This is a genomic window from Asticcacaulis aquaticus (assembly GCF_028550415.1).
Taxonomy (GTDB): Bacteria; Pseudomonadota; Alphaproteobacteria; order Caulobacterales; family Caulobacteraceae; genus Asticcacaulis; species Asticcacaulis aquaticus.
In genome coordinates this window covers 67,650-82,745 of sequence record NZ_JAQQKX010000014.1, presented here as the reverse complement: position 1 = coordinate 82,745, position 15,096 = coordinate 67,650, and the positions used below count along the sequence as shown (strand labels likewise).

General features: G+C 60.3%; 16 protein-coding genes. 5 read left to right on the top strand and 11 right to left on the bottom strand.

Annotated elements, in window-relative coordinates; translation table 11 throughout:
• Positions 1–190: 190 nt before the first annotated feature.
• The 3 genes from gatB to PQU92_RS15520 all read right to left on the bottom strand — a co-directional run bounded on the left by gatB (position 191) and on the right by PQU92_RS15520 (position 2,901).
• The gene (gene gatB, locus PQU92_RS15530; RefSeq protein WP_272749166.1) at positions 191–1,693 is read right to left on the bottom strand and encodes an Asp-tRNA(Asn)/Glu-tRNA(Gln) amidotransferase subunit GatB; all 1,503 of its coding nucleotides are present in this window, start codon (positions 1,691–1,693) and stop codon (positions 191–193) included.
• Positions 1,694–1,800: 107 nt separating this feature from the next.
• On the bottom strand, positions 1,801–2,259 hold the full coding sequence (locus tag PQU92_RS15525; protein WP_272749165.1) for a hypothetical protein: 459 nt from the start codon (positions 2,257–2,259) through the stop codon (positions 1,801–1,803).
• A 168-nt stretch (positions 2,260–2,427) separates the two neighbouring features.
• The gene (locus tag PQU92_RS15520) at positions 2,428–2,901 is read right to left on the bottom strand and encodes a glycine zipper 2TM domain-containing protein (protein ID WP_272749164.1); all 474 of its coding nucleotides are present in this window, start codon (positions 2,899–2,901) and stop codon (positions 2,428–2,430) included.
• 255 nt (positions 2,902–3,156) lie between these two features.
• Here PQU92_RS15520 and PQU92_RS15515 point away from each other — a divergent pair, with 255 nt between their 5' ends.
• Positions 3,157–5,850, top strand: a complete 2,694-nt coding sequence (locus PQU92_RS15515; protein WP_272749163.1) for an ATP-binding protein — start codon at positions 3,157–3,159, stop codon at positions 5,848–5,850.
• Between the two features lie 56 nt (positions 5,851–5,906).
• Here PQU92_RS15515 and PQU92_RS15510 read toward each other — a convergent pair whose 3' ends face one another.
• Entirely contained in the window at positions 5,907–6,350 is a 444-nt protein-coding gene (locus PQU92_RS15510) for a glycine zipper 2TM domain-containing protein (protein ID WP_272749162.1), read from the bottom strand.
• Between the two features lie 339 nt (positions 6,351–6,689).
• Between PQU92_RS15510 and PQU92_RS15505 the strand changes: the two genes are divergently transcribed.
• On the top strand, positions 6,690–8,918 hold the full coding sequence (locus PQU92_RS15505) for a TonB-dependent receptor (RefSeq protein ID WP_272749161.1): 2,229 nt from the start codon (positions 6,690–6,692) through the stop codon (positions 8,916–8,918).
• A gap of 39 nt (positions 8,919–8,957) precedes the next feature.
• Here the strand turns inward: PQU92_RS15505 and PQU92_RS15500 are convergent, their stop codons facing one another.
• Both PQU92_RS15500 and PQU92_RS15495 read right to left on the bottom strand, forming a co-directional pair.
• On the bottom strand, positions 8,958–9,551 hold the full coding sequence (locus PQU92_RS15500; RefSeq protein ID WP_272749160.1) for a glycoside hydrolase family 19 protein: 594 nt from the start codon (positions 9,549–9,551) through the stop codon (positions 8,958–8,960).
• A 53-nt stretch (positions 9,552–9,604) separates the two neighbouring features.
• Positions 9,605–9,952 (bottom strand): carboxymuconolactone decarboxylase family protein, encoded by a 348-nt coding sequence (locus PQU92_RS15495; protein ID WP_272749159.1) that lies wholly within the window; start codon positions 9,950–9,952, stop codon positions 9,605–9,607.
• Positions 9,953–10,034: 82 nt separating this feature from the next.
• On the opposite strand from PQU92_RS15495, the gene PQU92_RS15490 reads away from it, so the two are divergent.
• Both PQU92_RS15490 and PQU92_RS15485 read left to right on the top strand, forming a co-directional pair.
• Positions 10,035–10,343, top strand: a complete 309-nt coding sequence (locus PQU92_RS15490; protein WP_272749158.1) for an ArsR/SmtB family transcription factor — start codon at positions 10,035–10,037, stop codon at positions 10,341–10,343.
• 31 nt (positions 10,344–10,374) lie between these two features.
• A complete protein-coding gene (locus PQU92_RS15485; RefSeq protein WP_272749157.1) occupies positions 10,375–10,893 on the top strand; it encodes a rhodanese-like domain-containing protein in 519 nt (172 codons plus the stop codon).
• Positions 10,894–10,897: 4 nt separating this feature from the next.
• Here PQU92_RS15485 and ung read toward each other — a convergent pair whose 3' ends face one another.
• Positions 10,898–11,602 (bottom strand): uracil-DNA glycosylase, encoded by a 705-nt coding sequence (ung, locus tag PQU92_RS15480; RefSeq protein ID WP_272749156.1) that lies wholly within the window; start codon positions 11,600–11,602, stop codon positions 10,898–10,900.
• A gap of 40 nt (positions 11,603–11,642) precedes the next feature.
• Complete coding sequence (locus PQU92_RS15475; RefSeq protein WP_272749155.1) at positions 11,643–12,101, bottom strand: DUF3617 domain-containing protein; 459 nt, start codon at positions 12,099–12,101, stop codon at positions 11,643–11,645.
• A gap of 189 nt (positions 12,102–12,290) precedes the next feature.
• Between PQU92_RS15475 and PQU92_RS15470 the strand changes: the two genes are divergently transcribed.
• Positions 12,291–12,812, top strand: coding sequence for a superoxide dismutase family protein (locus PQU92_RS15470; protein ID WP_438263832.1), 522 nt, complete (start codon positions 12,291–12,293; stop codon positions 12,810–12,812).
• A gap of 279 nt (positions 12,813–13,091) precedes the next feature.
• On the opposite strand, the gene PQU92_RS15465 is transcribed toward PQU92_RS15470, so the two are convergent.
• From PQU92_RS15465 to PQU92_RS15455, 3 genes are all read right to left on the bottom strand, one after another.
• Complete coding sequence (locus PQU92_RS15465; protein WP_272749154.1) at positions 13,092–13,667, bottom strand: lipid-binding SYLF domain-containing protein; 576 nt, start codon at positions 13,665–13,667, stop codon at positions 13,092–13,094.
• A 96-nt stretch (positions 13,668–13,763) separates the two neighbouring features.
• Positions 13,764–14,381, bottom strand: a complete 618-nt coding sequence (locus PQU92_RS15460) for a pseudouridine synthase (RefSeq protein WP_272749153.1) — start codon at positions 14,379–14,381, stop codon at positions 13,764–13,766.
• A complete protein-coding gene (locus tag PQU92_RS15455; RefSeq protein WP_272749152.1) occupies positions 14,378–15,040 on the bottom strand; it encodes a peptidoglycan DD-metalloendopeptidase family protein in 663 nt (220 codons plus the stop codon). Before PQU92_RS15455 ends, PQU92_RS15460 begins: the two co-directional genes overlap by 4 nt.
• Positions 15,041–15,096 lie beyond the last annotated feature (56 nt).

Sequence of the window (15,096 nt, the reverse complement as noted above, 5' to 3'; positions counted from 1 at the left end):
AGTATAGCTTTCGCCAAGCGATGGGACCGCACGAAATCGCGAAGCGATTGATCGGACCGCCGATGCGGATGTGGTGGGGGGGGTCTTGCTTACTTAGGTTTGGGTGGGGTGCCTTAAACTAAGATACCCCACCACCACGCCTTTCAGGCGCGGTCCCCCTCCCCGCGCAAGCGCAGGGAGGTATAAGATATTAGAGCCCCAACTTGGCTTTCAGGATGTCATTGACCGCCGCCGGATTGGCCTTGCCGCCGGTGGCCTTCATGACCTGACCGACGAACCAGCCGATGGCCTGAGGCTTGGTGGCGACCTCCGCGGCCTTATCCGGGTTGGCGGCGATGATGTCGTCGACAGCCTTCTCGATGGCGCCGGTATCGGTCACCTGCTTGAGGCCGTGCGTTTCGACGATCTCGGCGGGCGTGATCTCACCCTTGCCGTCCCACATATGCTCGAACACCGTCTTGGCGATCTTCGACGAGATGACATTGGTTTCGATCAGTTCGACCAGACCGTTGATGTGGGCGGGCGGCAGCGGGCTGTCGGCGATCTCAAGCCCGTCCTTGGTCAGGCGTGCCAGAAGCTCGTTCGTCACCCAGTTGGCGACCAGCTTGGCGTCACGGCCCTTGGCGGCGGCCTCATAGTAGTCGGCGCGGGACTGTTCGGTGATCAGCACGGTCGCATCGTACTGGCTCAGGCCGTACTGCGTCATCAGACGCTGACGCTTGTCGTCCGGTAGTTCCGGCAGGGACTTTTTGATATCCTCGATCCAGGCCAGCTCAAGCTCAAGCGGCAGCAGGTCGGGATCGGGGAAGTAGCGGTAATCGTGCGCTTCTTCCTTGGAACGCAGGCTGCGCGTCTCGACCTTCACCGAATCGAACAGGCGGGTTTCCTGCGTGATCGAGCCACCGTCTTCGAGAATTTCGATCTGACGGCGCGCTTCGTACTCGATGGCCTGCTGCATGAAGCGGAACGAGTTGACGTTCTTGATTTCGCAGCGCGTGCCGAACGACGCGCCCACCTTGCGGACGGAGACGTTGACGTCGGCGCGCATATTACCCTTTTCCATGTCGCCGTCGGAGGTGCCGAGATAGACGAGGATGGTGCGGATCTTCTTGAAATAAGCCACCGCCTCTTCAGCCGAGCGGATGTCGGGCTTACTGACGATTTCCATCAGGGCCGTGCCTGCGCGGTTCAGGTCGACATAAGTCGCGTTCGGATCGAGATCGTGGATCGACTTGCCCGCGTCCTGTTCCAGATGCAGACGCTCGATGCGCACGATCTTTTGCGAACCGTCGCTCAGGTCGATCGACACCTCGCCCTCGCCCACGATGGGGTAGAAGAGCTGCGAAATCTGATAGCCCTGCGGCAGATCGGGATAGAAGTAGTTCTTACGGTCGAAGCGCGAATGGGCGTTGATCTGCGCCTTGAGGCCTAGACCCGTCTTCACCGCCTGTTCGACGCAGAAACGGTTCAGCACCGGCAACATGCCCGGAAAGCCCGCATCGATCAGCGACACCTGCTCGTTCGGCCCCGCGCCGAAGCCGACAGCGGCACCGGAAAACAGCTTGGAGGTCGAGGCGACCTGCGCGTGGATTTCGAGGCCGATCACGAGTTCCCACGGACCGGTCCGGCCCTGAATGAGTTTGGCGGTTTCGGCCTCGCGACCGGAATCAAGCGGAGAAGCAATGTTTGTCATAGGCGATCTATAGCGACTGAGGCCGCGCGCGAAAAGAGGGGAAAATCAGGCGCTGCCGACTTTCACATAGTAAAACGCCCGGTGTTTCCACCGGGCGTTTGTTCAGCTTAGTGACGGTCGGGGCGGTCGCCACCAGGCCGGTCATTCCGATTATTGTCGTTGCGGTGATCGTCATGACGGTCGTCCCGTCGATCATCGTGGCGCATCCACTTCACGGGTTTGCCATTTTTGTGCGTGTAATAAACCTTGTAGGTCGGGCGGTCGTAGAAATAGGCGATGCGATAGCCGCGCGGCGCTTTCGGTGGATCGTAACGGCTGCCGTCAAAGATATAATACTGCCCGTTCAGGCAGTTGGCATTGGTCGTATAGGTCGTCGTCGTGGTGCGCGGGCCACCGGGCCCCCATTCGGTATTGCGTGTCTGACGGTAGGTTTCATTCTGATAGCAGAAACCGTCATAGGTGCGGCTCGTCTGGCTGTAAGGGCGTGGCTGGGCGCTGGCGGTTGCTGCCGCGCCGATCATCAGTGTGGCGGCGCTCAGGGCAGTTATCATTCTGGCTGTGGTCATGACTGTAACCTTTCATATATCTATGGGCCTTGGAATTTGCCCTCAGGTCATGGCGTTACGACGCTGAAATATTCGAATTATGCGTTGCGAGACTATGGTTAAACTGAGCCGGAATATAAAAAACGCCCGGTGTTTCCACCGGGCGTCGAAAGTGTCAATCAACCGAATTTAGTGCTTGTGCTTCTTCGGCGGGGTCCACTTCTGAACCTTGCCGTTCCTGTGCGTGTAGTAGGTGCCGTAGGCCGGGCGCTCGCCTGCATTATAGTAGGACACGCGGTAGCCCTTGGGGGCTGGCGGCGGGGCGTATTCACGACCGTCGAAGACGTAATACTGGTCGTTCAGGCACTGGCGAACGGCCTTTTCCTTTTCGTGCTCACCGATCTGGTTGCCGATGATGCCGCCGACGACCGCACCGGCAACCGTGCCTTCGGTCTTGTTGCCCTTGCCGGCCACGACATTGCCCAGCGCGCCCCCGGCGACCGCGCCGATGATCGTGCCCTTGGTCTTGGTGTTCTGCTCCTTTTCGTAGCAGAAGCCGTCATAACGACCCTGCGCCGAGGCGGGCGCCGATACCATCAGGGCGGCGGCCATAACGGCCAGGCCGAAACCGGCGGCGATACTTTTTTGCGTGGAAGTGATCATGGAAAAGCTCCTTGTCTGAATGTCGATGAAGCGGTTTTACCGCACGGCGGCTGAACCCAATCTGAACGCGCCCATAATAATTCAATGATTGAACTCATGCCGTGTATATGGGGCGCAATTCGGGCAAATCGTATTTATAGATTCGTTTTTATTGCCTTTTTATGCGCCGCCGCGTCTCGTCTGTGACAGAATGCCACTCACAGACGACGGCGAAGCTGCGTTTGCGCCCTCTCCTTTGTCCGGATTATCCATCGTATGCCTTTCAAGCCGCGTCAGGAACTCAGCGAAGCCCAGCTGGAAACCGCCCTCAATGGCTGCGAAAGCGAACCGATCCACATTCCCGGTTCGATCCAGCCGCAGGGCGTATTGCTGGTCCTCGACCCTCTGGATCACAAGGTGCTTCAGGTTTCGGAAAACCTCAAGGCGTGGCTGGGCGTCGAGGCGCAGGCGGCTCTGGGTAAGACCCTGTCCGACATCGTCGGCACGGAACAGGCCTCGGTCATCCGCCATATCGTGGTCGAGCGCGAGCTTCAGCCCCTGCAATCCTCCGTCCTGCGCCTGAACGGCAAGGCGTTCGACGCCGTCGCACACCTGTCGGACGGCTATCTGGTGGTCGAGCTTGAGATCATCGACGACGAGAAGGCCCTGTCGCGCGACTTCTTCTACGACGAACTGCGTCAGTTCGCGGTCGGCATGCGCGACATGCGCACCCTGCCCGAACTGTACGACTTCGTCACCGCCCAGATCCGCAAGATCACCGGCTTCGACCGGGTGAAGCTCTATCGTTTCGACGAAGAATGGAACGGCGAGGTCATTTCCGAAAGCCGCGCCGCCCACATGACCAGCTATCTGGGGATGCGCTTTCCGGCCTCCGATATTCCGCCCCAGGCGCGGCGTCTTTACATGAAGAACTATATCCGCCAGATCGCGGACATCGCCTACGCCCCCTCACCGATCATACCGACCCTCAATCCGCACACCAACCGGCCGCTGGATATGTCGATGTCGGCGTTGCGCAGCGTGTCGCCGATCCATGTGCAGTATCTGGCCAATATGGGGGTTCAGGCCTCAATGTCGGTGTCGATTCTCAGAAACGATCAGTTCTGGGGCCTGATCGCCTGCCATCACAATACGCCTTTGCACGTCCCCTACCGCATCCGCATGGTCGCCGAGATAATGGGCCACGTCTTTTCGGCGCAGCTGTCGTCGATGGAAGAGCTGGTCGACCGCACCGATCAGGAAAAGCGCAAGCTGATCGTCGAACGCATGTCGGCGTCGCTGGGCAGCCATTTCCGCCTGTTCGACCTGCTGGGTGAGCGTGAGGCGCTGATTCTCGACGCCATGAAGGCCGATGGCATGGCGCTGATCCACCGCAAGCAGTTTCGCAGTTTCGGGCGCACGCCCGACGAAGGGACCGTACGCGACCTGATCGCCTGCGTCACGGCGCGCGACCCCAGTGGCATCGTCAAGACCGAGGATGCCGAAACCTTCTGCGCCGACCACAGCACCCTTAGCCTGACCGGGGGGTTTCTGGCGGCGCCGACCAGCCATACGCGCGAAGACTATATCGTCTGGTTCCGCAGCGCGAACGTCGAGCACGTCCAGTGGGCCGGCAAGCCGGAAAAGACCGCCGAAGAGACCAAGGCCGGTTATCGTCTGATGCCACGCGCCTCGTTCGCGCTGTGGAAGGAAACCGTCCGTCAGCGCTCCAGACCGTGGACGCGCGCCGATGTCGAACTGGCGCAAAACCTCATCCACATCATCAATCAGTCCGAACGCCTCAATGCCGAGCAGGCCTCGATCGCCAAGTCGGAGTTCCTGGCCAATATGAGCCACGAACTGCGTACGCCGATGAACGCTATCGTCGGCATCATCTCCATCCTCGACCGCGATGCCAAGCTGACCGAGCGTCAACGGGAGTTCATCTCGACTCTGCGCCTGTCGGCCAATGCCCTACTCAACCTGATCAATGACCTGCTCGATATCGCCAAGATCGAGTCGCAGGAGATCCGGCTGGAAGAGCGCCCGTTCAATATGGCCGACGTGCTTGAAGAGGTGCGCTCGATGATGAATGTGCGCGCCGTGGAAAAAGACCTGCAACTGAACCTGAAGGCCCCGAAGCGTCAGGAGCTGGAGCTGATCGGCGATACGATCCGCATCCGTCAGGTTCTGATGAACCTTGTCTCCAATGCCCTGAAATTCACCGAAAACGGCTTCGTCAACCTGATGGTCCGGATCGAGCCGATCGACGGCGACACTATCCTGCTGCGTGTCGAGGTCGCCGACTCCGGCATCGGCATGACGGCGCATCAACTGGAAACCATCTTCGACAAGTTCGTTCAGGCCGATGAGACCATCACCCGGCGCTTCGGCGGATCGGGACTGGGTCTGGCCATCACGCGTAATCTGGTTACCCTGATGAAGGGCGAGATTTCGGTGCAGTCGCAGCCCGGCATGGGCTCGAAGTTCACCGTCGTCCTGCCCCTCAAAAAAGCGCCCGAAGGGACCGAAAGCCGCCCCGTAACGCCCGCACCACGCGTGGCGCCCGTGCGCCAGAAGGCCGCCAACCGCAAGCGGGTACTGATGGCCGAGGACTACGGCGGCAATGTCATCGTCGCCCTGACCCTGCTGGAATCCTTCGGTTACGACGTGGTCGTGGTCGGCAACGGCAAGGAAGCCGTCGACAAACTGGAAGAACAGCGCTTCGACATCGTCCTGATGGACGTGCAAATGCCCGTCATGGATGGCTATACGGCCACCGCCCTCATCCGCGAGCTTCAGGCGACCGGGACGATTCCGCCGGTCAAGATCATCGGCATGACCGCCCACGCCCTGACCGGCGACCGCGAAAAATGTCTGGAGTCGGGGATGGACGACTATATCTCCAAGCCGTTCAATCCCGACTATCTGGAGCAGATGCTGGCCGAACACCTGAGCGATAAGGCCTGACTTCCGCACACAAAAAAGCCCGGCACACCGCCGGGCTTTTTTTCATTTTAAACCGCTTAACGGCGATAGACGTAATCCGTGCCGTTACGGCGCACCCAGTAGGTGTCGTAGTATGGACGCTGGTTGAAATAGGCCACGCGATAGCCTTCCGGCGGCGCATCCGGCGTGTAATAGCCGCGATCATAGATATAATAACGGCTGCTCAGGCAATTGGCCGACGCCGTTTCCTTTTCCTTGTTCTTCTTGCCGACCTGATTGCCGATCACGCCGCCGACAATGGCACCCAGGATCGTGCCTTCGGTCTTGTTGCCCTTGCCGGCCACGACATTACCGACCACGGCCCCGGCACCCGCGCCGATGACCGTGCCTTTGGTGCGAGCCGAGCTTTCCTTCTGGTAGCACCAGCCGTCGTAGCTCTGGGCCGAGGCCGGGGCGGTGGCCGCCAGCGACAGGGCACCAGCCAGGGCCACGGCGCTCAGAATGATCTTGGTCTGTGTCATGTCAGTACCTCTTTATCTCCGGACCCTGTCCTTTGACCGGACATTCGGGTCGTCTATTCCGATGGGCCCAGCGGGGCCATTCGATCGACAGGCAGGATGGGCTGCTGCGACTAAACTTTCGATGCTCAAGGCAGGAGGCGAAATAAGAATGGGGGAAAGAGAAAGCTGACCTTAGGTCAATGGCAAAAAAACCATAGTTTTCGCCCTTGCAACAAAACCGCCACGATCCCGTTGCAAAAGCGACATCCTGTGTTAGCGTCTGCGTCGCTACCCCTGACGAACAAAGGGGCGCACAGGGGTAATCGCGGGGGAAGGACATGAATCCAATGAGGAAATCCCATGTCCAAACTGAAACAACGCGCACCGTATAAATCTGCTGCCGCTCTGAGCGGCGTCTCGCTTCTGGCGCTTGGCCTCTGTGCCGGCGCGGCCTTCGCCGACGACGCACCGCCTCCCGCCGATGACGGCGTGACCGAAGTCGTCGTCACGGCCTCGCGCCGCATGGAAAAAGCGATCGACGTGCCGATCGCCGTGACCTCTCTGTCGGGCACCAAGCTCGACGTCATCAATTCGTCCGGCCTCGATATCCGCGTCCTGTCGGCGCGCACGCCGTCCCTGACGGTCGAATCGTCGTTTGGCCGCACCTATCCGCGCTTTTATATCCGCGGCCTCGGCAATCCCGATTTCGACGTCAATGCCGCCCAGCCGGTGTCGGTCGTCTATGATGGCGTAGCGATGGAAAGCCCGATGCTGAAGGCCTTCCCGATCTTCGATCTGGCCTCGGTCGAAGTCCTGCGCGGCCCGCAAGGCACCCTGTTCGGCCGCAACACCCCCGCCGGTGTCGTCAAGCTCGACTCGGCCAAGCCGTCCGACGTCTTCGGTGGCTATTACAGCGTCGCCGCCGGTAACCTCGGCACGGTCAATGCCGAAGGCGCGATCACCGGTCCGCTCGGCCACGGCTTCACCGCCCGTCTGTCCGGCCTCGTCCAACGCCGCGACGACTGGGTCGACAATATCTCCGGCTCTGCCATTTCGCCGAAAAAGCTGGAAGGCTACGAAGACAAGGCCATCCGCGCGCAACTGGCTTATGAGAACGGTGCGTTCAACGCCCTGCTCAATGTCCATGCCCGCGATCTCGACGGCACGCCGCGCATCTTCCGCGCCGGTCTGTTCCAGAAGGGCACCAACGACTTCAGCCCCGGTTTCGACATCGAAAAGGTGTCGCTGGACGGTCTGGCCAGCCAGACCCTGTCGTCGGGCGGCGTCGGCCTGACCATGGCCTATGCCTTCGAGGGCCTGGGCACGCTCAACTCGATCACCGCCTACGAAGAGGCCGAGGTCTCCTCGACCGGCGATATCGACGGCGGCAGCATCTATACCGGCACAGGCCTCTATCGCGGCGCCTTCCCGTCGAACACGGGCGGCACGTCAAAGCCGAAGGAATTTTCGCAGGAACTGCGTTTCGAGACCGAGCAGTTCGGCAAGTGGCGCGGCCAGTTCGGCGTCTATTACTTCACCCAGAGCCTGAAATTCTCTGAAAAGGGCTATGACAGCGCGGGTAAGCAGAACCAGAACGTCCTGCACGACAACCTGAACATCAACTACGGCGTCTTCGGCTCCGCGGAGTATCAGGCCACCGACAAGCTGACCCTGCGCGGCGGTCTGCGCTATTCGTCGGACCGCAAGAAGGATCTGGTCGGCGGTCAGGCGACGCTCCCCGGCGTGGCCCTGCCGGTGACGACGCGCGTCGACGGTGATAACGTGTCGGGCGATTTCAGCGCTACCTACGTGCTTACGCCGTCGGTCAATCTCTATGCCCGCGTCGCCACCGGCTATCTGGCCCCGGCGATTCAGGACCGCGTCAACTTCTTCGGCGCGCCGACCACCGCCACCGAACAGACCTCGACCTCGGTCGAGGCCGGGTTCAAGGGCATGTTCATGGACCGCAAGCTGCGCCTGGACCTCAGCGTCTATTCGTTTGAGACCAAGGACATCCAGCTCACCGCCGTCGGCGGTTCGGTCAATACGGCCAAGCTGATCAACGCCGAAAAGGCCATCGGCCGTGGTGTCGAATTGGATCTGGAATACCGTCCGGTCCCCAACCTCATCCTGACCGCGGGCGGCAGCTATAACGCCACGCAGATTCAGGATGCCGACCTTGGCGTCGGACCCTGCGGCGGCGGTTGCACCATGCTCGACCCGATCGTCGGCGGCTTCGCCCGCATCGACGGCAACCCCCTGCCTCAGGCACCGGAATGGGTCGGCAACTTCACCGCCCAGTATTCGTGGCCTTTGTCGAACGGCGGCAAGGTCTTCGTCTTCACCGACTGGTCCTACCGTTCCGAAGTCAACTTCTTCCTCTATGAGGCGGTTGAATTCACTGGCAAGTCCTTCACGCAAGGCGGCCTGCGCGCCGGTTACGTTACCCCGGGCGGCATGGAACTGGCCGCCTATGTCCGCAATATCGAAGACACGATCGTCGCCGAAAGCGCCATCGACTTCAACAACCTGACCGGCATGGTGTCCGAACCCCGCACCTACGGCATCAGCCTGAAGAAGGCGTTCTAAACTGACGAAGCCCCCGGCCATGGTCGGGGGCTTTTTTACTCATGCCGTCAGGGCCGCATGAAAGTGCCCGGCATATCCCGCGATGCGGCTGGCGCTATCGACACCGTTGATGATCCATCGCGCCTCGATCCAGTCGGTGCGGTGGGCGGTGAAATAGTCGCTCAGACGCTTGCCGCTGAACAGGCCGCGCTGCATACCCACGAACAGAATTTGCGCAGCGATCTCGCTCTGCAAGGCCAGATCGGGCTCCGCGATAAGATCGATCCCCAGCACCTCGCCCATACGCTTGTAATTGGCTTTCCACGTCAGTTGCACGAAGCCGCGTCCGGCATAGCGGACACCGTCACCGGGCGTCGTATTGCCGTTTTTGCGCGCCAGCGCTGCGCGTGCCGGATCGGTGCTTTGCGGGTCGTACAGGCGCTTGAGATAGGCCGCGCCGCCCTTTTCCTTCACCGGCTGCATCGTAAAGCCGGTCTCGTGATAGGCCGTCGCCAGCCCATAGGCCAGTTCGCGCGCATCGTCGGCCTGCCAGGCGGTAAGGATGGCTTCGATGCCCTCCACCTGTTTCGGTTTCAGCTTACCACCGAACAGGGACGCGCGGATGGCGGCATAGAAACGGTCACGATCGGTCATGGTTGGCCCTCTTGAAAAGAGACCCAGCCTAGGCCTGACGCAGCCATAGGGGATTATTCGGGCGACAAAAACCCATCATAGGCCGCCAAGGCGTCGGCGGCATACATCAGAGATGGCCCACCGCCCATATAGATGGCCATGCCCAGCGTTTCTTCGATTTCCGCCCGACTTGCCCCCAGCCGCACGAGAGCTTGCGCATGAAAGCCTATGCACCCGTCGCAGCGCGTGGACACACCGATGGCCAAAGCTATCAATTCCTTGGTTTTCTTATCCAGCACGCCGTCCTTGGACGCCGCCGCCGCCAGCGCCGAAAAGCCCTGCATCGTTTCGGGGATACCTTTGCGCAGAACCGCAAGGCGGCTGGACAGGCTGCGCGTGATTTCGACATAGGACTTGGACATGGGCAACACCTTTCAATAAATTAGATATTGCTTAATTAGTATATTCTAATATATATGCAAGAGACCTAAGGAGAAAATCGTTATGCCGCCCGCACCACTCCCTCTGGAGGTTATGCAGAAAAATGCCGAACAGGCCGAGGCCCTTCTCAAAATTCTCGCCAACCGAAACCGACTGATGATCCTGTGCCACCTTGTCAAGGACAGGCGATCGGTTGGTGAGCTGACTGAGTTAGTAGGTTTATCTCAATCTTCCGTTTCGCAACATCTGGCGAAAATGCGCGAGCAGGATCTGGTAACCACCCAGAAGGAGGGGCAGACGGTATATTACCGGCTGCACGACCCCAAGCTCGAAGCCATTCTGTCCACCCTTTATCTGGTCTATTGCCAGTAGCACTATATTATACCTTTCTTATGGAATGCCCATGAAAACTGTTGACGCCGCGACCCTGAACCTTTGGCTTTCCCACGACGAAGCTGTACTTATCGATGTCCGCGAACCGGTCGAACACGATGCTGAACGTATCGCCGGTGCCCATCTCTACCCCTTGAGCTCTCTCAACGCTCAGGCGCTGCCCGATTACACGGGCAAAATACTGGTGGTTCATTGCCTAAAAGGCGGACGCGGACAATCTGCCTGCGCGGCCCTGGAAACGGCAAACCCCGGCCTTGAAGTCTATAATCTTGATGGTGGCATAGCGGCCTGGACAGCGGCGGGTTTCGCGACGGAAAAGAAGCGCGCCACCGCACGTCTGCCAATTGACCGGCAAACCCAGCTTACTATCGGCCTCTGCGTCTTCACAGGCTCGCTTTTGGCAGCTTTTGTACATCCGCTTTACGCGCTTATCCCGGCTTTTTTCGGGGCCGGGCTCACCATGGCCGGTTTAACGGGTTTTTGTGGCCTGGCCCGTGTACTGGCTCTTATGCCATGGAACCGCGCGTAACGCGTCAAACGGATTCTGGCAGGTGCCAGTCGATCGGATCGACGCCCTTCATGTCCAGCCACGCATTGGCCCTGGAAAACGGGCGGCTGCCGAGGAATCCGTTATGCGCCGACAGCGGCGACGGGTGCGCCGATTTCAGGATCAGGTGCCTCGACGGATCGACAAACGAAGCCTTTTTCTGGGCATAGGCACCCCACAGGATGAACACGACCGGCTGCGGCAACTCATTGACCCGCGCGATGACCGCGTCGGTGAAGCGCTCCCAGCCCTTGCCCTGATGGGCGGCGGCCTTGCCCTCCTCGACCGTCAGGACGCTGTTGAGCAGCAGGACGCCCTGCTTCGCCCATGCCTCCAGAAAACCGTGCCGGGCGGGCGGAATGCCGAGATCGGCGTTCAGCTCCTTATAGATATTGACCAGCGACGGCGGGATACGCACACCGGGGCGCACCGAAAAACATAGACCGTGCGCCTGACCTTCGCCGTGATAAGGGTCCTGCCCCAGAATGACGACCTTCACCTTGTCCGGCGGGGTCAAATTGAGCGCACGGAAATATTCGCCGCCTTTGGGGAAGATGCGCTTGCCGGCGCTTTTCTCGCCCTGCAAAAACTGCTTGAGCCCCTGCATGTAAGGGCTGGCGAATTCATCGGCCAGAAGCGCCTTCCATTGCGGATCGAGGGCGCCGTCGGGTTTTGTCTCGGTATCGGTCATGCGCGCATCAAGCCGCGACTCACCGGTCGGGTCAAGACCGTCACGACTTTGTGCAGGTGCCGACCTTGCGGCCCGTCAGGTCGATGTCGATACGCGTCCCGGATTTCGTGCCGCTGACCTTGCCGGTCAGGGTATCGTCGGCGGCAAAGGTGATCTCGCCTGTCACATCGGCCTTGTCGCATCTGGCCACCCAGCGGATCGTATTTCCCGTGCGGGTGATCTGCTGGTTCGGGCACTGGGCGTTCGACAGCGACTTAGGCGGATTGCGGCGGTCTTCGGCGCTCAGGCACACCGTCTCCGTATTGGCGGGCAGCGACAGACCGCTGATGCGCGTCATGGCGGTGACTTCCCAGGCCTCATCTTTCTGGGCTTCGTCTTTACCCTGAGCGCTATCGGGCGCGGCCATGGCCTGTTCGTTGAGCGCCATCGACACCACCGGCACGACGCCCATGACGATGAAAGCAAACACAAACCCACCGATACGCTTGAATACAGACATGATCACTCCACACAAAAAATGCGCAATCGTTTCTCTATCCGGGCAAGGCTTTGTCGCAAATGTGGAGCCTTCCCGCCTTTGATAAAGAGGCCATAAAGACTGCGGTTAATGATTGATAATGGTTCGCAGTCATGCCAAAGTGCCAGCTAATGGCGGGGGCCAGATACGGTATTATTTTAAGGAAACCCTATGCGCGCAGCCCTTCTTTCCGGCCTGATGGCCACCGCTCTCGCCTCAGCCGCCGGCGCGGCAGCCCCCGGCACCCTGACCGGCAATGACGGTAAGGCACTGGGCACCGTGACGGTCACCCCGGCCCCCAAGGGCGTCATCCTGAAAATCGACGCCTCGGGTCTGCCCGAAGGCTGGCACGGCGTGCACTTCCACGCCAAAGGCGACTGCGGCGATACGGCCAAGTTCCAGAACTCCGGCGGCCACGTCCACCACGGCGATGCGGCCCTGACCCACGGCCTGCTCAATCCGGCCTCCAACGACTCCGGCGACCTGACCAATATCTACGTCCACAAGGACGGTACGGCCAAGGCAGAAATCTATTCGTCCTTCGTGCTGGTCGAAGCGAAAGACGGCTCGGCACTTCCGGCGCTCAAGGACGCCGACGGTTCCGCCGTCGTGATCCACGCCTCAGCCGACGACTATACCAGCCAGCCGATCGGCGGTGCCGGTGCCCGCATCGCCTGCGCGGTCCTGCCATAGGCCAATCGACAGCTGAACGCTTATAAACCCCGTCATTCGTGGCGGGGTTTTTGTTTTTAGCCACGGATAAGGCACGGATGCCGCGCAAGCGCGGCGAACACGGATATCCTCATGTTACCTGTGTCAGCTGGTGCATAGCACCGGCATCCGTGCCTTATCCGTGGCTAAATCTTAAAAGAAGGCCCTCCTGTATCGAACAGGAGGGCCAGTTGCTCAGGGAAGTCACCCAGAAAGACTTACCGAGATCTCTGAGGAAGAGATGGATGCTGCCCAACAGGGCTAATTCTTGATCTTCGAAATCTTGGTGCCTTCGATCGACACGCCGGCCATCAGGCCTTGCTGGTTGAAGATAAACGCATAGGCGTCATCTTTCAGCGTCGAGGTCGACAGATTGGCCGCCAGACCCTCATCGACCACGACCACAGTCGGGCCGACGCCGATTTCCCAGCCCTTGGTTTCCTTGATGTAGGTGACGGCCTTGTCGGTCATCAAAAACACGGCATAGCCATAGGACTGCGCTCCGGCCTGAAGACCCCAGGAGCCCGAAAACGAATTGTAATAGGCGTCGTCTTCGCCCTTGTGCGTCAGCACGCCTTCGCCGTAGGCCCCGCCGAAGACCAGTCCGGCTTTTACGATATTCGGGAAGACCAGCACGGCCTTGGCCTTCGCGCCGATGGCCTTGGCGGTCGGGTTTTTGGCATAGAGATTGGCCAGCCCCTGTTTGGCGTCGAGGTCCAGATCAGCCTTAGTGGCTTGCGCAAAAGCGGTTTGCGGCAGGAGTGCGGGCGTCACGGTCGCCCCCGCCACCACGCAGGCCATGAGGATGGATTTCAGTGAAAAATCGATTTTGAACACGGCAACCTCATCTCGTCTGTTGAGGCCACTTGACCATGGCTGAGGTTGCGATCCCATCCGCCAGGGGGCCGCTTCGCATAAAGAGCGCGTAAAAAATCAGAAGGCGGCAGGCGCTTCGAAATGCAGAGCTTCGCCGCTCACCGGGTGCGGCAGCTCAAGCCGTTCCGCGTGAAGCAACAGGCGCGAGCTCAGGGCCTGAACCTCCGGCGGCGCATAGAAAACGTCGCCGATAATCGGATGCCCCAGGGCCATCATATGGACGCGCAACTGATGCGACCGCCCCGTGACCGGCTCCAGTTCGACCCGCGTGCGATCCGTGGCGCGCTCAATGACCCGATAACGCGTCAGGGACGGCTTGCCGATGTCATGATCGATCATCTGCTTCGGGCGGTTGGGCCAGTCGGTGATCAGCGGCAGATCGACTTCGCCAGCGTCATCCCTCACCTGCCCTGCCACCACCGCCACGTAGCGCTTATGCACCCGGCGCTCGGCAAAGGCGATGGACAGGGTGCGATGCGCCTCCGGGCCGCGCGCCATGACAATCAGGCCCGACGTCGCCATGTCGAGCCGATGCACGATCAGGGCGTCAGGCCATATCGCCTGAACGCGCAGGGCCAGCGAGTCCTTGTTTTCCGGCAAACGTCCGGGGACGCTCAGCAGCCCCGCTGGCTTGTCGAACACCAGCAGGGCTTCGTCCTGGTACAGAGGAGTCATGCCATACCTAAGAATGGACGCGGATCAGGGCAGATTGTCTTCCACCGCTCACGCTCTGAGCGTTTAAATACGCCGGGAAAATCGCCGACCTTATCGCCGATATCGAGGATCAGCTGAAAATGCAGATGCGGCGACCAGCCGCCATTGACGTCGGCCTCACCCAGTGCCGCCAGACGGTCGCCCTGCGCGAACTCTTTGCCGATATAGAGATCGTCGAGACTGTCGCGGCTCAGATGTCCGTAGAGCGTCCAGAAGATCACCTCCGGCTCCGGCGCGTGTTCAAGAATGATCGTCGGGCCGTAGTCCTTCAGGTTGTCATTGTTCTGAAAGGAATGGACGCGACCGTGGACCGGCGCAAACACCGCGCTTGCGGCGGGGGCAAAGATATCGATCCCCAGATGCACGGTCCGCCGCTCCCCGCCGTCCCCGGCAAAGACGTCGCTGTCGTAGATGCCGCGATCTTCGTCGTAACCGCCCATACGCAGCGGTTCCCCCGGCACGACGGCCCAGCCCGATGGAATATCACTGCCCCAACCTTCGGCGCCCAGCCCTTCTGTATCCAACCGGATCGGGCGAGCGGCCTGAAGACCCGCCATAACTTCGGCGGACAGTTCGGTGCGCCGGGATTGCCAGTCGAGGAAGGTCTTAAGATCGCTCATGCGCCGTTTTATCGCGGCGGACCGTCCACGTCCACGCCCTGCTGACGCTTGTTGTC